Origin of the sequence: Brasilonema sennae CENA114 (genome assembly GCF_006968745.1) — a bacterium.
Classification (GTDB): Bacteria; Cyanobacteriota; Cyanobacteriia; order Cyanobacteriales; family Nostocaceae; genus Brasilonema; species Brasilonema sennae.
Genome location: NZ_CP030118.1, coordinates 1,526,767 through 1,548,698, shown reverse-complemented (window position 1 = coordinate 1,548,698; position 21,932 = coordinate 1,526,767). Strand labels below are relative to the sequence as shown.

The following is a 21,932-nucleotide window of genomic DNA, read 5'->3' as shown; positions in this document are numbered from 1 at the left end:
CTATGTTCCCCCGCAAGCTGGAAATAGGAAGAGTTAACGGGGGACAAAAGTTATGATACTGCAAGCAATTTTTTCTCTTTCACCTCAAGGGGGGCACAAAGTGCTTCCTCTAAATCAGCACAGCCGACTCTTTCCTCTAAAATTTTCATAACTTCGCGTCCGAAGTCGTTGGGGTTCCGTCGCCATGCTTCTAAGCAGACTTCACCAAAGAAGGAACCGAGAGGTTCGGGATTCCAGAGAAGTTTTCTAGCGTTCCAGGGCATATGGCTCATTGGATTGTACCCCTGTTTAACGATTCCTTCTTTAAAGGCATACTCTTCTAAATGGGTATGAGGTTGTAGCCCAATGAAGAAGATCGCAGGTTCAACTTTGTCAGCACCAAAAATTTTTTCTAATTCGCGGTGGTAGGCGATCGTTTGGCGAATAGTTTCGGGGCGTTCGTCAATAACGTTAAAGGAGTAGTTGACAGAGACTAAGTCGTTAAATCCAGCAGCTTTTAAGTCGCGACAGTTTTGTAAAACTGTTCGCAGGTTATAGCCCATGCGCATCTTACGAACAAGTTCTTGAGAACCACTGGTAATACCAATTTCAAAGTAGTTCATCCCTGTTTTCACCATCAACTCACACGTCTTTGGTGCGAGGTTGTCAGCGCGGATGTATGCTGCCCAGTGAATATCTGTCATTCCGGAATCGACGATTTTCTGTAGCAGTTCCTCTGCATCTTCGATAAATTTTCGGGCGGGGATGAATTGGGCATCGGTAAACCAGAAGTTACGTATGCCCCGATTGTAAAGTTGTCGCATTTCGGCAACAACTTCATCCGCAGGATTGATACGTACCTGTTTACCTTCTACAACCGTGTAAACGCAATAGCAGCAGTTATGGGGACAACCACGTTTGGTTTGCACACCGATGTAGAAATCTCCTTCCTGTAGGTAATAACTAAACTCGGACCAAATGCTTTCGATATAGTCGTAGTTACAAGCAGTTTTTTGTACTGGAGTGGGTTGTTCGTGGATTAGGCGTGTACGTGGTTGAGATTCTCCCACTGTATAGCAACGCTCTGAAGTAATATCTGTTCGAGTTAAAAGTTTTTCTAGCAGGGTTTCGCCCTCACCCACAGAAACAATTGTCCCCTTTGGTAGACTTTTACCAAGCTGTTCGTAAAATACACTCACAGCACCACCACCCACAACGACGCGGATATCTGGATGATATTTTTGGGCACGTTTCAAACCACGTTTGATTAATCCGAGGTTACGCCACAATTCCCCATAGTAACTTGTCAGCATCCGTAAGCCGCCAAAAGCACCGTGTAATTTCACTAGGGGGTTTTTGGCATAGAAAATTTCAAAGGAATATTGTAATGGGTTACCACCACGTCCACCCACAGGAGCATAAATTTGGATATCTCGCCACGAATACACTAGTAGTGTGGGTTTGAATTCATCGATACACTGATCCAGAGCACTGGCATAATCTAAAGGCGGTACTGTCCCCAAATCAAAAATCCGCTGTTCAATTGTGGGAAACAGCTTGTGAACGTGATCTGCAAGATAAACTACCCCAATAGGAAAGATGGGGTTACAAGGAAGGCGAACATACAGAATTCGATTGTCCATCACAAATTTTCTAACTTCTATCTTGCTGTTTTCAACGGAAGGCGAGAACAATATCTTTTAAAGAAGTGTTTATTTTGTTTTTGTCCTATATCTTAATATTACTTGACATTCACCCAGATTATTGATTATTCTATTGTGTTTCTTGAAAGCAGCGCCACGGGTGGCGATTGCCTACGGCAGAGCTACGCTTAACGCCTCTATTTTTGGATTCATATTGAATCTAAAATTCACACCACCCGCGATGAATGCAAAAAACACTTTTTTCACGCCAAATACCTAGGTCGGGAGAGCCTCATCAAGTACTGGCTCAACGGACAGGTGCCTCAAGTCGGGAGACCCTTTCGGCAGTTCCTCATGCGGGAAACCCCCAAGACCAGACTGCCTCACCCCGGCACTGTCCTCCCCTACACCCCTACACCCCTACACCCCTGTATTTCTTGAAAGCAGTGAAAATTAGGTGAGCACATTTTGCTGTCATATTTCTAGTATCTGAGGTGAGATTCTATAATTTTTTTTCATACATCATATAGCTTTACAACAACACCAGTTATCTTTGGTAAGTGATGATCCATATACCTTATTTGTGGTTTAGAAAATTAGCGAAAACACGTCAATCACAAAAATTGTGATTTTTTAGTGAACCAGGAAACATTATATTTGTGGGAGCATAATGTACAATTGCGTAAAAGGCATAGATTTTTACAAATTTTTCATAAACTCGCACATCTTAAGATAGAAATAATCTAGAAAACTTCAGTTGGTAGTCGGGGTTACAGCAACTGGGGATCAGCCAGTGCTAGGTTTGCTGGTGTAATATAAAATAGTGGCGTAAAATTCCTCAGCAGTTATGGCTCAAATATTAGATCCTCTACCTCCTGAGCAATCGGGAAAACTGTTTTGTTGTTACGTAAATGCCACAAGTAAAATACAGGTGGCTCGCATCTCCAATATTCCTAACTGGTACTTTGAACGGGTTGTTTTTCCTGGACAAAGGTTAGTTTTTGAAGCACCAAAACAAGCTCAACTTGAAATTCACACCGGCATGATGGCAAGTGCAATTTTATCGGATAAAATTCCGTGCGATCGCCTTGCAATCAGTGAACCTAACAGTTTTTTGTTTGACACAGATTCAGGATCAGTTATGGACCCTATCAATAAAAAACCAATTGTGCACATTAATACAATAACCGGAGATTTAATAAAATCCTTACAAGTCGCTGGTTTAGTATCCGTTGATTAAGAAAACAAATTTTGCTTAGTTTGAGGGTTGCTGAGTTCAGCAACCCTCTTTTGTTTTGTGTTTAACGTAGTTCGACGGAATTCCCCATCCCTGAGTGCGGCGGGGATGGAATGTCCTCATCGCCTCCATCACTCGACTGTGCCATCTACAATGTTTACTATGAGCCTACCTTCTTTTCTTTGGCTGTGGAGAATAGCAGCATGGTCGATGGGTTTATCGCTACTAGCTTATTTACTGTTAGCGATAACCGGTGTTTGGATGTTTCGTGCCAGAAGACTACAGCAAGAAGAACCTAGCTGGCTGCATTCTTTTCACTATATGATTGGCAGTTGCATGGTAAGTTTAGTGCTGCTTCTGCTACTGATTGGCATTATTGGCACTTTAGGTCACTTTGGTTCTTTGGGACACTCGCCACATCTGATTGCTGGTTTGACAGCAGTGGTGCTGGTTTTGCTGTCTGCTGGAAGTGCATTGCTGATCAATGCTAGACGACTTTGGGCTAGACGTATCCACATAAGTGCTAATATTGTCTTGTTTTTTGGCTTTGCTTGGGTATCGTTAACAGGCTGGAGTGTCGTACAAAAGTACTTACCATAATTAATTGCAAATGACGCGATCGCTTCACGATTAATTTGCCAACGAATATCTGGAAGAAAAACTCTGACCTTATTTCCAGCTAATATTAATTTAAAGCACAATAATCATGATGGAGCCGTGACAGCAAACTCAGCCGATACTTCATCTTCTATTTTTCGACTATCTCCTTTAATTAGGATCACACTTTTGGGTCTATATGTGGCACTTACCACACCCTTACCTTTCCTCTCACAGGTAACAGCAGCACCCGTACCACCAGTTTTGTTATGGGTGGGTATTATCATCGGTTTTATTGGTCTGTATGCAGCGTTGAGTGAACGTGTAATTGTAGATGACCAGGGAATTCAGCTAACTTATCCTCAGTGGGTGCCACGTTTTTTCCGCAAAGGCTGGTCTTTACCTTGGTCTCAAGTAAAAGAGTTAAAACCCCGCACAACTGGTCAAGGAGGAATCGTTTACTACTTTTTGACTCACGAAGGAAAAGCTTACTTGCTACCAATGCGTGTGGTTGGGTTTGCCCGTTTGGTGAAATTTGTGCAACAGAAGACACAGGTAGATACGACAGATGTCTATCCCTTAGCACAACCGTGGATGTATTTAATTTTACTTTTTATGACGCTATTGCTGCTATTGGTTGATGGTTGGACAATCACCACAGCGTTAGCACAAGGCAACATAAATTAGAGTTTCACCTAAAGTAGGCAATCGAGAATTTACAGTACGGCGGATGTAACGAATAAGTTATCAAGGGCACAACCCAAAGACTAACTATTTGCTACATCCGTTATCTGCGGCTTGCTAAATTGGAGTGAGACTAAAAGGACAATTACCACAACAAAGGTTAAATTTGGAAATTCAACAAGACACGCAGATGGGGAAACTTAGCCTCAAAACACAACTGCGACTAGAACAAGTCAGTCTTTTTGCCAGCCTGAAAACCCAGAGTCATGATAACCAATTGGGATATCCAATATTACAGGATATTTCCTTTGAGATATTTGAGGGGGAACGCGTTGCTATTGTTGGACCATCTGGTGCAGGAAAAACTTATTTATTACGCTTGCTGAACCGTTTAAGTGAACCCACAAGCGGTAAAATTTATCTGGAAAATCAGGAGTATTCGCAAATTCCTGTGTTGCAGCTACGCTCCATAATAACACTCGTATCCCAAGAACCGAAGCTATTAGGAATGACAGTAAAAGAAGCTTTGGCTTATCCTCTGGTTTTGCGTGGTTTACCCAAACAAACAATTCAGCAACGCGTCAGTCACTGGATAGAACAGTTGCAAATTCCGGATGAATGGTTAACGCGGACTGAGGTGCAGCTTTCTTTGGGTCAAAGACAGCTTGTGGCAATCGCCCGTGCTTTAGTCATTCAACCAAAAATTTTATTGTTAGATGAACCAACCTCTGCCTTAGATATAAAGCAGGCTGAGCATCTGATGGAAATTTTAAGCCAGTTGGCTCAAAATTATCAAACAACAGTTGTTATGGTCAATCACCAGCTAGAGCTAGCTGAGAAGTTTTGTACACGGCTTTTATGCTTACAACAAGGTCGCTTACTTGTCAATCAAGAAGCGTCTGAAATAAGTTGGGTTAACTTAAGAGAAAAGTTAACCCAAGCAAAAGCCCAAAACGAATTTGAATTTTGAATTAGCGAATTATTTACTCCTTTTGTTCCTGTGTTTCAGCGCTGAGTACTAAGCATAGAACGTTGATTACTGAATCTTTCTTTAGGTAACTTTGTTGACGAGTTTGGAATATTAGCATTTAAAACTTCCGTGTTAAATCTGTATCCTACATTACGGATAGTTTGAATGAAACTAGGTTGGCGGGGATCTAGTTCTACTTTTTTCCGTAATGATAAAACATGAGTATCAATGGTGCGTGGATTATCTATAGCATCAGGCCAAGCGCGGCGTAACAGTTCTGATCGACTTAAAGGAACTCCTCCTGCTTGCGCCAAAACGTAAAGTAAACTGAATTCCTGAGGTGTCAAGTCGATAAACTCCCCGAGGATACGAACGCGACGTTGTACCAAATCAATTTGCAAAGTACCATAGTCTAAGTAAGCTGGTGCAACAGGTGTGCGCTTACGGCGAATAAGTGCCTCAACCCGTGCAAGAAATTCCTGCATCCCAAAAGGTTTGCAGAGGTAGTCATCTGATCCCGCTTTTAAACCAGCCACAATATCAGCCTCATTATTACGGGCAGATAGCATTAGAATCAGAGGCTGTTGTTGACGATGTAACCAACGGGAGAATTCAATACCATCACCATCAGGTAAGTCGGCATCCAGAATAACCAATGTCGGTTGATGGCTTAAAAACACTTCTCTAGCTTGGTAAATACTTGCAGCTTGATGCACCCGATAGTCCAGTTGTTGCAGGTGCCAACCAAGCAATGACCTCAGATGGGGATTTCCCTCAATGATTTCAATACAAACCGAACCCACGGTGGCAAGACCCCTTAGCGTGCATAAATTTCAAGGTAACAAAGCCTATGTCTTAGGTTTTGTAATCCTTGTTACCTCAACTGTTATTAGATTCATATTTACTAATATCAATACAGGAAAAGCGTTTAATTAACGCGTTGTCCAAAGCCAAGTTAGTAATAATCTTAAATTTTTGTTAGACTGAGTGAAAACGCTTTTGATTACAAACTCTGCTCTCGATATGGGTGCCATTTACCGAGGAAGTCTCACTAAAATGAGCTAACCTCTGCAAAAAAAGTTTTTTGCTTTGCGGTGGAAACACATTCGATGTGGCTCTACAGATTGGTACTCACATTCCCCACATCAGTGAAGTTATTGGTTGAGGCAATTATAACCAATAGCTTAGCTGATAATCATATTTCCAGTTTTATGGAATAGGATCGAGATAGTCTGTAGCCGCTCGAGATTTTTCCATTAGGGGGAGATATCGTCTTTTAGTTAATGCCAAACTGAAAGTGAGACTTTCCTTAGGTACTCGAATAAATTACAATCCTCTATTCCAGATAGTTTTCCAACAGCAGTTATGCTCCAAGACACACAAACCATCCGCTATTACCAAAGACTCACTGACGCCTTCGTCGAGTTATGGAATCGCGGTTATCGCATGGATGATATGCGGATGTATTTGGATGGCTATATAGCCGCACTGCAACACGGTAACGCTATTGAACCGTATCTGATTCATCGCTTAGAAGAGGAGGCTAATCGCTACTTGCACGATGTTTCAAACTTCACAATGACGCAACCACAACTGGATTACTATTAATATATTGCTTTTGTTAGCAATAGTACCAGTACCTTAACGCAGATAATTATAACATACTTAATTATCTGCGTGGCCGTGATGAGAACTTTTGGAAATACTTCTTTACAATTGAGAACGAAGCAGTTCTAAGTAATTAGTTGTGAATAATGAGTGAACTGATGAGTCAGATCACTCATTACTCAATACTCAGCACCTAGGACTGTCTTTATTAAGAACTAACTGCAATATGCTTCATTTCAGGAAGCAAGTGCTACTTCCACTATTTGCTGCAATTCGCCTTTTTGGTACTGTTCAATAAGGACGTCCGAACCACCAACGAATTCACCGTTGATATAGACTTGGGGAATTGTTGGCCAGTTAGAATACTCTTTAATTCCTTGACGGATTTCGTAGTCAGCCAAAACATCCACCGTCTCGAAAGGAACTCCCAACGTATTTAGGATTTGTACCACGTTGTTAGAAAAACCACATTGGGGCATTAACTTGGTTCCTTTCATGAAAACCAAGATCTTGTTTTGTTTTACTAAATGATCAATTCGCTCTTTAAGTTCTGGCGTCATGGTCTTTTTGTTTCCTGATTTGCTTTTAGTCTACTTCTTGGTGTTGTCTTTCGCCTTGGATCATTAGTACTAATGATTATTTTCCCAAGCATCGGGAGTATATGTTTTTAGTGCTAAGGCATGGATCGCTTCACTTGACATAGCTTGCTTAAGCGCACCATAGACTAATTGGTGCTGTTGTACTAGTCCTTTATTTGCAAACTGCGATGAAACGACTGTCACTTGATAGTGATCACCGCCTCCAGTCAAGTCCTGGACTTGAACTTGGGCGTCTGGCAGTTGTATCTTGATCATTTCTTCTACTTGCTGCGGACTCATCATCGCAATTCCTAATCATTTCAAAGCTTAATAGGGATTGTAACTCCCGCATTTGGGCAATTTAAAATCTATCTTAATAGAGACTTATAGTAAGTTGCAGTCAAAGAGGTAACTTGTCGTGAAAAGCGAACGAAATACAGTTAAGCGTGCCTTATGAGGAGGTACTACGAGTGGCGCTGAACGTGCACGTTAGCGCTTGGCAGGCGGCGAGATTATAAGGCTTGACCAAAGAATAACATCCTCAAAACCCAACTCGGTATCAAACATCAAAACTTCTCACCACCGCCAATAATCTCATCTTATCATTTCGATGAATGACAAGTGGGGATTAGGGGCAGTAGTGAGCAAAGGACAAAGGTAATTCGATTATTTCTTTTGAGGGTTCTTTGGAGGGTTCTTTGGAGGATTTTTTTGAGGGGAAGAAGAGGAAGCATCAGAGGGCGAGGAGGAAGCGCTACCAGCCCCTGTAGAAAACGGAGCATCCACAAAGCCCAATTCCAATAACTGCTGATATGCTTTCTTACCTAAATCACGTGTGGGGTTTTGACTCTTAACTATTTGAACAAGTAACGGTACAGCTAATTCTGGCTTATTTTGCGCTCTATGTACCAATGCTAGCTGGTAGGTTGCTTCATCTCGCATTTGGGCTGTTTCTAGCGCCTTTTTTCGTTGAGCATCAGCAACTCTATTGTCAATTCCAGAAAAACTAGAATTTAATTCTTGATAGAAATTAGACAGTTGATTAAACACAGATCGTGCTTCTTGAAGTTTCTTTGCTGCGGTGTCGTAGTTTTGAGAAGAAACTGCATTACTTGCCTCTGCCATGAGACGCTTCCCTCCGTCAAGGCTCAAAAGGCTGTTATTTTGCGCTGTGGGACGAAGGTTATTTGGATCGTTCGGATCAATGGGTTGTTGTTGGTTAGATCCAGTGGGTAACTGTACTTGAGCATGAACAGGTGATAACAGACCCAGCGTTGCTATCACTGCTAAGGAAGTGAAGCGAAATATAAGAATGGTTGCAGACGAGTTCATGAGGTCATTTAAAGAGGTAACTAAAAAAACAGTTATGGAAACTTGGGGTATCTTAACTCTGTTTTGAACTTTGGCAAAACAAAGTCTCATATTCAGTTTCCCTGATTTAGACTGAACATCAATGAAATCAGGTTCCCAAAGCTTTCTGGATAGTACCTAAATTGCTCCTATGAACGAACGCAAAAATTCCTCTGATTTTTCAAGGAGGAATGGTAATTGCTTGATGGGACTAAAAGAAGATTTAGAAATTGACTCAATTACCCCTAAGCTCAGCAGATTTTGTCACGAAGTGTACATGAGCGTTAACTATTCGCAATTTCTGCAAATGCACGAGGAGTGATGTATGATTCCTGATGGCTAAATTTTTGGAGAGCCATAGTTAAATCACCAGTAAGACGCTTGGCATCTTGTTTTAAGGAGCTTTTAGTGTAATTTGCTACATCTATTGCGTTTCCAATCTGAAGACTTACATTCGTACCCCATGTAGGGTAAGGTTCGCTGTAATTAATGTTGATGGGTATAATTTTTATGCCTAACCCAGGATGACTAGATTCAGCACTCAAAGCCAGACGAGCAATTCCTGGCTTTAATGGGTGAAGATTCGTATCGCGAAAAATGCCCCCCTCTGGGAAAATCACTAACATTTCGCCCGACTTAAGAAGTTCAATACTATGACGGAGAGTTGTGATTGAGGGACGTTGAAGATCTACAGAGAACCCCCCTAAACGTCGAACAAACCAGCCTTGTAACCCTTGGCATTCAGTAATCGTGACCATGAATCGCAAATCTCGTCCAGTTACACAACGACCAGCTGCATACGATAATAGCAGCGAATCCCAACGTGTTCGATGTGTGGGAGCTAGAATAACAGGACCAGTTTGAGGAAGATTTTCTTGTCCAGTGACTTTAATTTCTCCAAAGAAAAATGGAAGAACAACATGACCTCCCAAGAAATACATTAAGGGACTTAACCAAGGAGAAATCTGAGAAGTTGTTATTTGAGCCACCTTAGCACTTTCTGGCGTAGTAGCAGGATGATCACACGGAGTATCAGAGCAAGAGTTTAAGGAAATCATGACAGTGGCTACTGGCTGTTAGGTTGAATACATTCAAGACTTTGCTAGTTACACCGTAGATTTTCTTCCGTTACTTGTGTAGCACCCCCTGGACAGTTTTATCTCTGTCCGTTAGTTAGAAATATGTCGCCGTCTAGCAAACCAAGCTTGCAACTGCTGACGACAGGAGTATTCTAAAATACCCCCAAACACACGCAGGCGGTGATTAGAAGCAGGGCTATCGGGGATATTGGCAACGGTACGAATCGCACCACTTTTGGGGTCATCCACTCCATAGACTAAAAGTTTTAGACGTGCGTGTACGATCGCACCTGCACACATCGGACACGGTTCTAGAGTGACGTAAAGGGTGCATTGGTTAAGACGCCAAGTTCGTAAGTTTTGAGCTGCTGCTCTAATTGCAATAATTTCTGCGTGAGCCGTAGGATCATTGTCACGTTCTTTTCTGTTTTCTCCTTCTGCAATCAAACTTCCAGACGAATCAATAACAACAGCACCTACAGGAACTTCATCTGCATCACCCGCTATTTGTGCTAAGTCTAAGGCGCGACTCATCCATTGCCGATGTATAAGATATTGTGAGTAATCGAGAGACATATTCTGATTGCGGAACCAGCTAAACAGCCGACTGACTAAGAAGGGGGTCTAATTGAGCTTGCGTGTCTAGCTGATAAAGGTCATCACAACCACCGATGTGCTGATTGTTAATAAAAATTTGTGGTACGCTGCGGCGTCCATTGGCACGTTCTGCCATCTTTACTCTGGCTGCTTCGTTACCATCGATTTTGTATTCCGTGAATTTTACTCCTTTCCACCACAACAGCATCTTAGCGCGAATGCAATATGGGCAAGTTTGCCAGGTGTAGATTTCAACATTGGCTTTTATGCGCTCAGGATGGCGACCTAGTAGAGTGTTAAGAGAGTTCAGCATAATGTTTTTAAAGTTTTTTGTGAATCATTACCATCTATTATTTAGCCTAATTCATGGTAGGCACAACAGAGCGCTTGGGTGCAGGGGGATAGGGGTGTCTTACAAAGGTAGGGGGTGGAGGTGTAGGAAACCAGGAGCTTTTTGTGTTGCCTAACCTTACAGAGTTTTTTTACTTGGTTTCGTTTTTTTCTAGGATAAGTTCATTCTCTAAAATCAAACTATAAGGCCAGGTCAAAGCTTCCAGAAAGCAAGCAATCATTGTGACTTTTTTTGCTGTCCAAATTATGGGAAAATTTGCGTATTCGTCTAATTCTCTGAATTTTGGTCTAAATCCAACCCATTGAATAATAACACCCAAAAGATAAGAAAATAATGCGATTGATATTTCAATTGACATAAAAATTTTTCTCCGTTCTTTAAAATGGTTTTCTTTCAGAAATTTTTTTTAGTGTTTTGTTTGACAGCAATAGTCTAAAGATACGTTGGAATGCAATTAGGAACAAAGTTCATTCCAAAAGTCAAGTAAAACTATTACAAACAGCAAAGTGGTGTTCACTTGCCAGACTTTCACTCCTAGGTCATAAAATCAGTTGCCGATATGTAGATACAACGAAACTCAGCTAAATTTAGGTAAAGTTCCTAGAAAGTTCTGATGAAATATTCCAGCATTCTTAACCAGAGGCAGAGCCTCTATATTCTCGTTACCAGGCTCAGCCTAGTAACGAGGGTTGAGAAGTCGAGCCTCTGGTGTAATAGGGTTGACTGAAAACATTTATGCGTTGAGGCAGGCAGTTTTTGAGCGCTTGGGAGAGAAAAAGACTGATCACCAACTGTATTGGTCTAGAGATACCTTTGAGTGCAACTTGGTATAAACTTGATTGCAAAAGTCAAGTGAAATTATCAAAAAAACATAATTTTGTGTAAAGTTTTTGGTATATGATCTGGGTAATAAAATGTGTCGTTTAGTGCTATGGCAAGTAAGAAGAAGCAAAACTTAACATAGAGGATAGTGATACTATTTTCCATAAGTATCCCCACAGGTATCCGCCCTTTGGTAGACTTGAAAACTGAAACAGGTTTCTAGAACGACGCAAAATCAAGCAACCGAGAGGGCAGAGTTTGTGGAAAATACACTTGGGTTAGAAATTATTGAAGTTGTTGAGCAAGCCGCGATCGCATCCGCACGCTGGATGGGAAAAGGCGAAAAAAATACCGCTGACGAAGTGGCTGTAGAAGCCATGCGGGAACGGATGAATAAAATTTATATGCGTGGTCGGATCGTGATTGGGGAAGGCGAACGCGATGACGCGCCCATGCTTTATATCGGGGAAGAAGTTGGTATTTGTAGCCAGCCAGATGCCAAAGATTTTTGTAATCCTGATGAACTGATTGAAATTGATATCGCTGTTGACCCGTGTGAAGGTACTAACCTTGTAGCTTATGGTCAACCAGGCTCAATGGCTGTTTTGGCAATTTCCCAAAAAGGTGGTTTGTTTGCCGCCCCTGACTTCTACATGAAGAAAATAGCAGCTCCCCCAGCGGCTAAGGGCAAGGTGGACATCAACAAATCTGCCACTGAAAACCTGAAGATTCTTTCTGAGTGTCTAGATAGAGGCATCGACGAACTTGTTGTCGTGGTGATGAAGCGTGAACGCCACAACGACTTGATCAAAGAAATCCGAGAGGCAGGAGCAAGAGTTCAACTCATTTCTGATGGTGACGTGGGCGCAGCCATATCCTGTGGTTTTGCTGGAACCAACATTCATGCCCTGATGGGAATTGGTGCTGCCCCAGAAGGCGTTATTTCCGCCGCTGCAATGCGTGCTTTGGGTGGTCACTTCCAAGGTCAACTCATTTACGATCCAGCGATCGTCAAGACTGGTTTGATTGGCGAAAGCAAGGAAGCTAACCTTGACCGGCTGAAGTCTATGAATATCACTGACCCCGATAAGGTTTACGATGCTCATGAACTCGCATCTGGTGAAACTGTGTTATTTGCTGCTTGTGGGATTACCACTGGTAACCTCATGCAAGGCGTCCGCTTCTTCGCAGGAGGCGCAAGAACTCAAAGCTTGGTAATTTCTAACCAATCGCGTACTGCCCGATTTGTGGACACTATCCACATGTTTGATAAACAACCTAAGGAATTGCAATTGCACTAATTTTTGAAAAAGGGAAAAGGGGTTACCCTTTTCCCTTTACCCTATTCCCAATTCTCAATTAGTAACTAAGATTTAGCAAATGAATATAGCAGTGGTGGGGTTAAGCCATAAAACAGCCCCGGTAGAAGTTCGGGAAAAGTTGAGTGTTCCAGAACCACAAATTGAAGGTGCGATCGCGCACTTGCTCAGCTATCCTCATATTGAAGAAGTCGCAATACTAAGCACTTGTAACCGCTTGGAAATTTACGTTGTTGCTCAAGAAACCGAACAGGGAATTCGGGAAGTGACTCAGTTTCTTTCTGAACACAGTAAACTACCAGTCATATCTTTACGGCAAGATTTGTTTGTTTTACTCCATCAAGATGCAGTGATGCATTTGATGCGTGTTGCTTCTGGTTTAGATAGCCTGGTTTTGGGAGAAGGTCAAATTCTGGCTCAAGTGAAACACACTCACAAACTAGGGCAGCAGTTCAACGGTATAAAAACAGTTTTAAATCGCTTATTTAAACAAGCCATTACAGCAGGCAAACGGGTTCGCACCGAAACCAGCATTGGCACTGGCGCTGTCTCCATCAGTTCGGCGGCTGTGGAGTTAGCGCAGATGAAATTGGTAAATTTAACGGCATCTCGGGTGGCAATTTTAGGTGCTGGCAAAATGTCACGGTTGCTAGTACAACACCTACTATCCAAAGGCGCTGATCAAATTTGCATCTTAAATCGCTCTCTAGGACGAGCGCAGGAATTGGCAAAGCACTTCCCCGGACAACCAATCAAAACTTGCTTGCTTTCGGAAATGATGAGCGTGATTACCGAAAGTGATTTAGTGTTTACAAGCACATCTTCTCTAGAGCCGATTATTGACCGCACTAAATTAGAGATGGTTTTGGAACCCAGGCAACCTTTGATGTTGATTGATATTTCCGTACCACGTAACGTTCATGCTGATGTTAACGGATTGGCAAACGTACAGGCGTTTAATGTGGATGATTTAAAGGCAGTCGTTGCACAAAACCAAGAAAGTCGCCGCAAAATGGCGCAGGAAGCAGAAGGACTCTTAGAACAGGAGACGGAAGCTTTTGATGTTTGGTGGCGATCGCTCGAAACAGTCACCACAATTAGTTGTTTGCGAAATAAAGTTGAAACTATCCGCGAACAAGAACTAGAAAAAGCATTGTCGAGATTAGGTTCAGAATTCGGCGAAAAACATCAAGAAGTCATCGAAGCCTTGACACGAGGCATTGTTAACAAAATTTTACACGACCCAATGGTGCAGCTGCGAGCTCAGCAAGATGTTGAAGCAAGACGCAGGTGTATGCAAACTTTACAAATGTTATTTAACTTAGAGGCGGGCGAGCAAGTCGTATAGCTAGCAGTACCTGGTAGAGGTGATAATTTTCTATTTTGCAGCCAACTTCTGCACTCAATAGCTTACCCGTTTCGGCCTCAAAGATATGAAACGCGATATCGCATTTTTCAAACAACGCCTACCTTCAGTTGGCACTCCTTCGGGGAAGATGGCGGTTACTTAGTAAATTTGGCGATCAGGACTTATGGTATAGATGATTTCATCCGTGAACTATCGCACCGCATAAGCGGGTGAGGAATTCCACCGAACTGGGTTAAAGAGTGCATAACACCAGTTCACCCATCCCTAAATAAATAAAGATGGCACGCATGTACCCACTATCCTTGGGTGGGAATTCCTCGCACATCTTGTTCATAGTAGTTGTAAGCCCCTACAATCAGATATAGTTGTGGGGGTTTTTTTGTGTCCATCTTGTGCCAAGCAGCAGCCAATAAAGCAACATTCCGATGAGTTGAAGTCACAAACCCATACAGGTGCTAAGTATTTCAGATCGTAGCTTTGTTCTCGCTCTCACATTTAGTAACTATTTGCTATTTGTTTCGTTTTAGACTCTATTAAAGTGCGATTGAAAGCAGCAGCCAAACCAATTGTTGCGAGTACACCTATGCCAAACAGAGGAGAAGGTTCGGGAATAGGTTTGGCTCCAGTAGCACTATAGCAATTTGCAGACAAGGAACTTCCATCAGGTACATTGCCATCAAAAACAAATGAGACACCTGGAGTTCTTGTATTTTCTATAAAAGCTTGTGTGGCACCACCTGGGTAGCAAACATTAGGAGGTTGAGGACCTGCAATACCAATGTAGACATCTAAACCAGCTGGTAGAGTTACTGTTTCTCTCAATTGCGCTAAATTAGGAGGAGGTCCGAAGTATTGAGCTAAAGCCAACTCTTGAATGACATCTAATGTCGTTTTACCATTACTACTGTCATAAAAATTACTTGTTAAATATCTACCAAATTTATAGGTGTTATCATTATTGTAATAGCGATAATAAGTTGTTTCTTGGGTAAGCGTTTGTTTTGTACATTCAGAGTTCAAGAACGACGCAATAACGGTAGCTTGATCTGAAATGGAGTCTGGAACCGGACAAGCAGCCGATGCGCGAATCTGTCCAGCCACAATAACTAAGGGGGAAAGACCGATAAATGTCAGTCCACTTAACCAAGCACCACAGTTTTGCTTTATCATCAAAAAATTGTTTTTTAATTTTCAGGTTGAATTTTTCAGAATTTTATCAACCTTGTTGCTTTTGTGTCAATTGAAGATGTGAAATGATAGGAATTATTAAGTTCCACAAAATCAACGCTTGTTAGACGTTCGTCATAAATCAATGGTTGGTGTCTTATTCAAACAAGGGTATCGACTAATTATCGTGCTGTTGGGGCTATGGCTGTTTTTTAATTTAACTTGCCACCTAGGAGCAGAAATTTTCTGGTTTAGTGAAGTTGGATATTTACGAGAATTTTTGTTGCGCTTGTTAACGCAACTAATAGTGTGGGCAGTTGTCTTTTTCACCTCAGTAGGTTTTTTATTCAGCAATTTTCTTGTCACCTCAAGGTTGAAGTATTCCCCAAGCAGACAAAGGGACGAAACAATTCAAAATGGACTGCGTCCCGCTGCGCTAACAAAATTCCAAATTCCAAATCTAAAAATTCCGACTTCGCACCTCGCCACTGAAAAGTCACAACTCGGATTGCGCTTGCTCTTGCCAGTGGTGATCACATTGAGTACTAGCGCGGGGTTAGTATTTATTTACTATGCTCAGCAAGCGTTAAATGTGTGGTTTCCAAATGTTCAATTACCCACCACTAAGTTGCCATTGACACCTTCGTTACAGCAGGTGTTGCAGCGAATGCAAATACAGCAAATTAACATCCCAATCGTGCAGTCAATTTTGCTGTTGGTATTGACAATTGCGATTGTGATTAATTATGAGTTTTGCTTGAGGGCGATCGCACTCCTGATCTGTTTGCTGCTGAGTTTTGTGTTATCAACACATTGGGTAACCGTTCTAGAGTATTTTCATAGCACTAGTTTTAACCGCACAGAGCCGCTATTTCACAAAGATATTAGCTTTTATGTATTTATTTTGCCAATTTGGGAATCGTTGGCATTTTGGTTATTGGGACTATTTCTCTTTACTGTCTGCGCAGTAACGCTCATTTACTTGTGTTCGGCAAATAGTCTTAGTGAAGGAAGATTTACAGGGTTTTCTAGATTGCAGCGACTTCACTTAAACGCTTTAACTAGCGTATTCATGTTAACAGTTGCCCTGCATTATTGGCTTGCACACTATAAACTTTTGTATTCCCCTCGTGGGGTGATCTATGGTGCTAGTTACACCGATGTTAAGGTGTTGTTGCCAATTTATAGTGGGTTGAGTATTTTGGCAGTGGCGATCGCCATATATCTCCTCTTGCGAATAATTCTTTTATCTAGAACAAAGAAAACAAGTTTTAAACTCATTCTCTATCCACCTCAACTCATTTACGCACTAGGATTATATATATTTGTCGCGGCAATTTCTGGAGAAATTTTACCCTCAGCAGTACAACGCTTTGTTGTCCAACCAAATGAATTGAGTCGTGAACGCCCCTACATTGAGCGTACTATCACCCTCACCAGAGAAGCTTTTAATTTAGATGCTATAGAAGCAAAAATTTTTGATCCGCGAGGTCAACTAACTGCAACTAGTTTGCAAGAAAATGACTTGACGATTCGGAACATTCGGTTGTGGGATACACGCCCTCTTCTAGAAACTAACCGTCAGTTGCAACAAATTCGACCTTACTACAAGTTTACTGGCGCTGACATTGATCGCTACACCTTCAAACCAGATCAAACAAATCAAAAGCAACAGACAATCATCGCAGCGCGAGAACTAGACTACGGTGATGTACCAGATTTAGCACAAACTTGGGTAAACAAACATCTGATCTACACTCACGGCTACGGTTTTACACTCAGCCCCGTAAATCTTGTGGCGCCTGGCGGATTACCTGACTACTACGTCAAAGATATTGGACTTAATACAGGTAACGAGAGTTCCTTGCTGATATCAAATGAATCAGTTCGCTCAAGTATTCCTATTAATCAACCCCGCATTTACTATGGCGAAATCACCAATAATTATGTGATGACGGGGACAAAAACTCAGGAATTAGACTTTCCCAGCGAGAAAGATAACGTTTATAACGTTTACGATGGACGTGGAGGAATTTCAATTGGTGCAATATGGCGGCGCTTGGTGTTTGCGCAATATCTTAAAGATTGGCAGATGCTGTTGACGGGCAATTTTACACCGCAAACAAAGCTGCTGTTTCGTCGCAATATCAAAGAACGAGTGCAGGCGATCGCTCCTTTTTTACGCTACGACAGTGATCCTTATTTAGTTGCTGCAGATGGTGAAGGAACAGATATCAAAGGTGACAAGACTTATCTTTATTGGATGATTGATGCTTATACCACGAGCGATCGCTATCCATATTCTGATCCAGGCAAAAATAAATTTAACTATATTCGTAATTCTGTAAAAGTTGTCATTGATGCCTACAATGGCAGTGTCAATTTCTATGTCGCCGATCCAAGAGATCCAATTATTCAGACTTTAGGGGCTATTTTCCCCAAATTACTAAAACCCTTGGACAAAATGCCAGTTGCTCTTCGCAACCATATTCGGTATCCACAAGACTTTTTTAGTATTCAATCTGAGCGATTGCTAACATATCACATGAGCGATCCACAGGTTTTCTACAATCAAGAAGACTTGTGGCAAATCCCTAATGAGATTTACGGTAGCAAACAGCAGCAGGTACAGCCTTACTACCTGATTACGAAACTACCTCAAGGACAATCGGAAGAATTCATTCTACTACTACCTTTCAAGCCTGTACAACGTGCAAATTTAATTGGTTGGTTAGCAGCACGTTCCGATGGGCAAGAATACGGTAAGTTGCTGCTTTACGAGTTTCCTAAGCAGCAGTTAGTTTACGGAACAGAGCAAATTGAAGCTTTGATTAATCAAGATCCAGTGATTTCTCAGCAAATTTCTCTGTGGAATCGCCAAGGATCTAAAGCAATTCAAGGAAATTTGTTGGTGATTCCGATAGAACGTTCTCTTTTGTATGTTGAACCTCTCTATTTAGAAGCTGAACAAAATAGCTTGCCAACACTTGTAAGGGTGGTTGTTGCTTACAATAACCGGATTGTCATGGCAGAAACTTTGGAACAAGCACTTGCTGCAATATTTAAAAAAAATCAACCAACAACTCCCCCAATTGTGCGTCCCGTTCAGTAAGCAACCTGCTCCTAACGAGAGAAAACCTCACCCTCGCTTGAATCGGCGCTAAAATCTTTCCCTCTCCTTAATAAGGAGAGCCAATGCGTTGCGGTGAATCCAGCGCTGCAGGAGGGTTTCCCGACAGAGGCGACTGGTGAACCCGAAGGGGGGTTCCCAAGGACGGTGCACCTGGCGTTTTCCCTCAGCAGGCGACTGGCGAACCCGGAGGGTTCCGAACGCGAGTGCGTCTCGTAGAGAGCGAATTTTGAGTCATTCGATAACTTGTGTGTACACCGTAGCCCCTACCACAGGCGTGTATTTATATACAAGCCATAAACGCTATGCGGAGCTTATGTCTTTGGCTAAAATAAGTAGATAAGCTAGCTACCACAGTGCATCGACTCTTTAAACGACGATTCCAAGTCAAGATTCCTAGAAGATTTACAGTCAGGGGTAAATAATACCGAAGATGACAACATTCTGGAACTGAGCGTATTATCCGATACTATAGAACTTATAGAAAAAATTGTCACCCGAATTAATCAATCTGCTCAGACAGGTGCTCAAAGCGAAAATACTAAACACAAAGATAGTCTGACAATAAGATCCCTTGAGCTTAACTATACTGAAAGAGCAGAAATGGAAGAGACAATAGAGCTATTGTGCGAGCAAGTAGAAAGTTTCAAGCAACTGCTGTACCACAAAGAATTAGAACTGCAAGAGATACTGCAAGAGTTGCATCAGACAAACGAGGATTTGTTCACTGCACTTAATTCACCGTGCCTAACACTTGATGAAGCGAAAGAATTAGTTAAAGAAATTTTGGTCAGTAAAAAGCCGATAATTGGTGAAACTTTAGCAACAGTCCTTAACACTATTTATAATTCGACTGTCGAACCGCAAGAGTTAGAGCACAAAGAAAAATCAAATTCTCCAAAACTTTTGCTCAGCGCTCCAGGCAATTGTATGGAAACCAAGTATTTGGCGTATCAAACTCATATTACGGCAGTGAGAAAGCAAGCGAGTGAAATTCGGGTGAAATCTCAAATGGTGAGAAAGCAATCGAGTGAAATTCGGGCGAAATCTAGAGAGCTTCAAGCTCAGTTCATGGAACTGGGAACTACATTTATTGGCTCTCAAGCTTCATTCATGCTGCGTGAGCACAATTTTAGGCACACACAAAAGCCGAAAGCAATGGATCTGGCGGACTAACGTCCGCCAGATCCATTGCTCGATTCTGGAGATAGTTCTTGTGAGTCTACTTTTTCTGTGGTAACTAAGATGACTGAGCAGTGAGCGATCGCTTCGCTGCAGCATAGGGGCAGATCGCATCTAAGGGAAGAACGAAATCGACTTTCCCAGTGGAAATGGCAGATTTCGGCATCCCAAAACATTCGCTACTCGCGTCATCCTCGTGAAGTTGAAGCGAAATCTAGACAGCTCAAAGCTCAGTTCATGGAACTGGGAACTAAATTTATTGGCTCTCAAGCTTTATTCATGCTACGTCAGCCTCGTAATTTTATGCACAAACAAAAGCCAAAAGCAATTCATCTGGCGGACGTTAGTCCGCCAGATGAATTGCTCCATTTTGGAGGTAGTTCTTGTGAGACGACTTCTTGTGTCATGGCTAGGCTGACTAAACACTGAGCGATCGCATCTAAAGGAAGAACGAAATCAACTTTCCCAGTGGAAATGGCAGATTTAGGCATACTGAAAGATTCGCTACTCGCCTCATCCTGAACAATCACCGTACCGCCAAACTTTTTGATAGCTAGCACACCCAAAACTCCATCCCCGTCTCCACCAGTGAGGACAACTCCTATCGCTCGACTTTTAAAAGTAGCTGCTGCTGACGCCAACAGTTTATCACCTGCGGGGCGGACAAAGTTTATCTTTGGCCCATCTGAGAGAGAAAGGGTACCATCCGGGTTAACCAGCAGGTGCTTGTTAGGGACAGCAATGTATACTGTCCCTGGACGTAACAATTCGCCTTCCTCTGCCTCCTTCACGTGCAAAGCCGTACGGTGGCTGAGGATTTCTGCCATCTGGCTGGGGTGCTTGGGAGACAAATGCTGTACCAATAGAATGGCTGCTGGAAAGTCGGGTGGTAATGTCGAAAGAATTTGGCTAATGGCTTTTAGCCCACCTCTAGAAGCTGCGATCGCCACTACATTATAAGCAACATTCGGGAAGTGGGAGATAACTCTGTGTCCCAGGTGCGAAATCACGTTTTTCTCTTCTGGTTGATGATTTTGCAAAGTATTTCTTGTACCCTCCCCGAGTATGGGGGGCGACTAGAAGGCTTATGTACGTTAGGTTACAAACAATATTTTACTGTATTTTCTTGAAAATATGTGCGCACGCGTACATAACTTCTTTACAAAGAGTTCATCTTTCGCCAGACGACTTCGACCGATGCCGTGAGTTATCTCATTGAGATACGACTGGCTCAAAGAGGTTCTCTATGTCCGCATCCCAAAACCATCCTAAACAAATTGAAAATCGGCTGTTGGCTTCCCTCCCCAAGGAAGAACAAGAACGCCTCCAGCCTCACCTAGAGCTAATCCCCCTAGTAGAATTCAAGCAATTCCTCTACACACCCAACGAACCGATCCAGTACATCTATTTCCCCAACTCTGGCGTCATCTCTCTAATCACCATTATGCAAAATGGCGATGCGGTGGAAGTGGCTACGATAGGCAATGAAGGAATGGTTGGTCTTCCCATATTGGGAGTCAATACAATTCCTGGTCAGGCTTTGGTGCAGGTTCCAGGCGAAGCTTTAAGAATGAAGGCAGATGTATTCCAACGCGAAGTCACTCCAAAAAGTCCACTTTACAAGCTGCTGCAACGCTATACGCAAGCCCTGTTTAATTCAATCGCCCAACTGGCTGCTTGCAACCGCCTGCACTCCATAGAAGAGCGATTTTGCCGGTGGGTACTCATGAGTCAAGACCGAGTCGGAAAAAACGAGTTTCCCCTCACTCAGGAGTTCTTAGGGCAAATGCTGGGCGTACGTCGCGCCAGTGTGAGTGTGGTTGCCGCTATTATTCATAAGGCAGGGTTCATCATCTATAAACGTGGAAAAATGACGATTCTCGACCGAGAAGGTCTACAGGACGTCACCTGTGAGTGTTATCAAATGATCAAAGACGAGTTTGAAAGCTTGCTGCCCGACAATTAAGCATAATAATGCCAATAATTTCCAACTGAAGCTTGGGAAACCAAAGTACTCAAAACCTATTTTGAAGGTAACCGCCTTAGCTTCTTCGCCGTAAGCCCCCCAAAGCCTCGTGTACTGTCATCATTTTTACTTTTTTATACTCAAAACAGTATTTTTAAGGAGTTAGAAGAGTAAGCATACAAAAAATTCATAAAAAACCTGTATACTTTATCAACAATTTATAAACAAACGATCATAAAATTTACTAATTTTGGATGAGAAAGTAAGTATAATCCGTATCCCTTTGTTGCCTAGATTTCGGAT

General features: G+C 42.3%; 23 protein-coding genes. 10 read left to right on the top strand and 13 right to left on the bottom strand.

All coding sequences use genetic code 11. The features are described from left to right. Positions 1–50: 50 nt before the first annotated feature. Complete coding sequence (locus DP114_RS06640) at positions 51–1,622, bottom strand: photosystem II high light acclimation radical SAM protein (protein ID WP_211178287.1); 1,572 nt, start codon at positions 1,620–1,622, stop codon at positions 51–53. An 847-nt stretch (positions 1,623–2,469) separates the two neighbouring features. On the opposite strand from DP114_RS06640, the gene DP114_RS06635 reads away from it, so the two are divergent. The 4 genes from DP114_RS06635 to DP114_RS06620 all read left to right on the top strand — a co-directional run bounded on the left by DP114_RS06635 (position 2,470) and on the right by DP114_RS06620 (position 5,110). Next, positions 2,470–2,862, top strand: coding sequence for a DUF1830 domain-containing protein (locus DP114_RS06635; RefSeq protein ID WP_169263485.1), 393 nt, complete (start codon positions 2,470–2,472; stop codon positions 2,860–2,862). A 159-nt stretch (positions 2,863–3,021) separates the two neighbouring features. Continuing rightward, a complete protein-coding gene (locus DP114_RS06630) occupies positions 3,022–3,459 on the top strand; it encodes a DUF4079 domain-containing protein (RefSeq protein WP_171978131.1) in 438 nt (145 codons plus the stop codon). Positions 3,460–3,576: 117 nt separating this feature from the next. Then, positions 3,577–4,143, top strand: coding sequence for a hypothetical protein (locus tag DP114_RS06625; protein WP_169263484.1), 567 nt, complete (start codon positions 3,577–3,579; stop codon positions 4,141–4,143). A 187-nt stretch (positions 4,144–4,330) separates the two neighbouring features. After that, the gene (locus DP114_RS06620; protein ID WP_171978130.1) at positions 4,331–5,110 is read left to right on the top strand and encodes an ABC transporter ATP-binding protein; all 780 of its coding nucleotides are present in this window, start codon (positions 4,331–4,333) and stop codon (positions 5,108–5,110) included. Positions 5,111–5,145: 35 nt separating this feature from the next. Here DP114_RS06620 and DP114_RS06615 read toward each other — a convergent pair whose 3' ends face one another. Further along, positions 5,146–5,913 (bottom strand): response regulator transcription factor, encoded by a 768-nt coding sequence (locus tag DP114_RS06615; protein ID WP_169263483.1) that lies wholly within the window; start codon positions 5,911–5,913, stop codon positions 5,146–5,148. A gap of 562 nt (positions 5,914–6,475) precedes the next feature. Between DP114_RS06615 and DP114_RS06610 the strand changes: the two genes are divergently transcribed. After that, positions 6,476–6,718, top strand: a complete 243-nt coding sequence (locus tag DP114_RS06610; protein WP_169156803.1) for a DUF6761 family protein — start codon at positions 6,476–6,478, stop codon at positions 6,716–6,718. A 236-nt stretch (positions 6,719–6,954) separates the two neighbouring features. Here the strand turns inward: DP114_RS06610 and grxD are convergent, their stop codons facing one another. The 7 genes from grxD to DP114_RS06575 form a co-directional block, all read right to left on the bottom strand. Then, complete coding sequence (gene grxD, locus DP114_RS06605; protein WP_169263482.1) at positions 6,955–7,278, bottom strand: Grx4 family monothiol glutaredoxin; 324 nt, start codon at positions 7,276–7,278, stop codon at positions 6,955–6,957. A gap of 69 nt (positions 7,279–7,347) precedes the next feature. Next, a complete protein-coding gene (locus tag DP114_RS06600; protein WP_169263481.1) occupies positions 7,348–7,599 on the bottom strand; it encodes a BolA family protein in 252 nt (83 codons plus the stop codon). 363 nt (positions 7,600–7,962) lie between these two features. Then, positions 7,963–8,628, bottom strand: coding sequence for a hypothetical protein (locus tag DP114_RS06595; protein ID WP_169263520.1), 666 nt, complete (start codon positions 8,626–8,628; stop codon positions 7,963–7,965). 302 nt (positions 8,629–8,930) lie between these two features. Then, a complete protein-coding gene (locus DP114_RS06590; protein ID WP_169263480.1) occupies positions 8,931–9,704 on the bottom strand; it encodes a lysophospholipid acyltransferase family protein in 774 nt (257 codons plus the stop codon). A 111-nt stretch (positions 9,705–9,815) separates the two neighbouring features. Next, on the bottom strand, positions 9,816–10,301 hold the full coding sequence (gene tadA / locus DP114_RS06585) for a tRNA adenosine(34) deaminase TadA (protein WP_171975739.1): 486 nt from the start codon (positions 10,299–10,301) through the stop codon (positions 9,816–9,818). A 19-nt stretch (positions 10,302–10,320) separates the two neighbouring features. Continuing rightward, a complete protein-coding gene (gene grxC, locus DP114_RS06580; protein WP_171975738.1) occupies positions 10,321–10,635 on the bottom strand; it encodes a glutaredoxin 3 in 315 nt (104 codons plus the stop codon). A 169-nt stretch (positions 10,636–10,804) separates the two neighbouring features. Next, positions 10,805–11,032, bottom strand: coding sequence for a hypothetical protein (locus DP114_RS06575; RefSeq protein ID WP_169263477.1), 228 nt, complete (start codon positions 11,030–11,032; stop codon positions 10,805–10,807). 724 nt (positions 11,033–11,756) lie between these two features. Between DP114_RS06575 and glpX the strand changes: the two genes are divergently transcribed. Both glpX and DP114_RS06565 read left to right on the top strand, forming a co-directional pair. Then, a complete protein-coding gene (gene glpX / locus DP114_RS06570) occupies positions 11,757–12,797 on the top strand; it encodes a class II fructose-bisphosphatase (RefSeq protein WP_171975737.1) in 1,041 nt (346 codons plus the stop codon). Between the two features lie 79 nt (positions 12,798–12,876). Beyond that, positions 12,877–14,163, top strand: a complete 1,287-nt coding sequence (locus DP114_RS06565) for a glutamyl-tRNA reductase (RefSeq protein WP_169263475.1) — start codon at positions 12,877–12,879, stop codon at positions 14,161–14,163. A gap of 317 nt (positions 14,164–14,480) precedes the next feature. On the opposite strand, the gene DP114_RS06560 is transcribed toward DP114_RS06565, so the two are convergent. Further along, the gene (locus DP114_RS06560; RefSeq protein WP_169263474.1) at positions 14,481–14,624 is read right to left on the bottom strand and encodes a hypothetical protein; all 144 of its coding nucleotides are present in this window, start codon (positions 14,622–14,624) and stop codon (positions 14,481–14,483) included. A 55-nt stretch (positions 14,625–14,679) separates the two neighbouring features. Then, entirely contained in the window at positions 14,680–15,354 is a 675-nt protein-coding gene (locus DP114_RS06555; RefSeq protein ID WP_171975736.1) for a hypothetical protein, read from the bottom strand. Positions 15,355–15,496: 142 nt separating this feature from the next. Here DP114_RS06555 and DP114_RS06550 point away from each other — a divergent pair, with 142 nt between their 5' ends. Together DP114_RS06550 and DP114_RS06545 are read left to right on the top strand one after the other, a co-directional pair. After that, a complete protein-coding gene (locus DP114_RS06550; RefSeq protein ID WP_171975735.1) occupies positions 15,497–18,463 on the top strand; it encodes a UPF0182 family protein in 2,967 nt (988 codons plus the stop codon). Positions 18,464–19,084: 621 nt separating this feature from the next. Beyond that, the gene (locus DP114_RS06545; protein WP_171975734.1) at positions 19,085–19,657 is read left to right on the top strand and encodes a hypothetical protein; all 573 of its coding nucleotides are present in this window, start codon (positions 19,085–19,087) and stop codon (positions 19,655–19,657) included. 64 nt (positions 19,658–19,721) lie between these two features. Here the strand turns inward: DP114_RS06545 and DP114_RS34780 are convergent, their stop codons facing one another. Beyond that, positions 19,722–19,877, bottom strand: coding sequence for a chemotaxis protein CheB (locus tag DP114_RS34780; protein ID WP_171978129.1), 156 nt, complete (start codon positions 19,875–19,877; stop codon positions 19,722–19,724). 115 nt (positions 19,878–19,992) lie between these two features. Then, positions 19,993–20,661 carry a chemotaxis protein CheB gene (locus tag DP114_RS06535; RefSeq protein ID WP_169268759.1) on the bottom strand — a complete coding sequence of 223 codons (669 nt, stop codon included), beginning with the start codon at positions 20,659–20,661 and terminating at the stop codon, positions 19,993–19,995. A gap of 248 nt (positions 20,662–20,909) precedes the next feature. On the opposite strand from DP114_RS06535, the gene DP114_RS06530 reads away from it, so the two are divergent. Then, complete coding sequence (locus tag DP114_RS06530; protein WP_169268757.1) at positions 20,910–21,629, top strand: Crp/Fnr family transcriptional regulator; 720 nt, start codon at positions 20,910–20,912, stop codon at positions 21,627–21,629. Positions 21,630–21,932 lie beyond the last annotated feature (303 nt).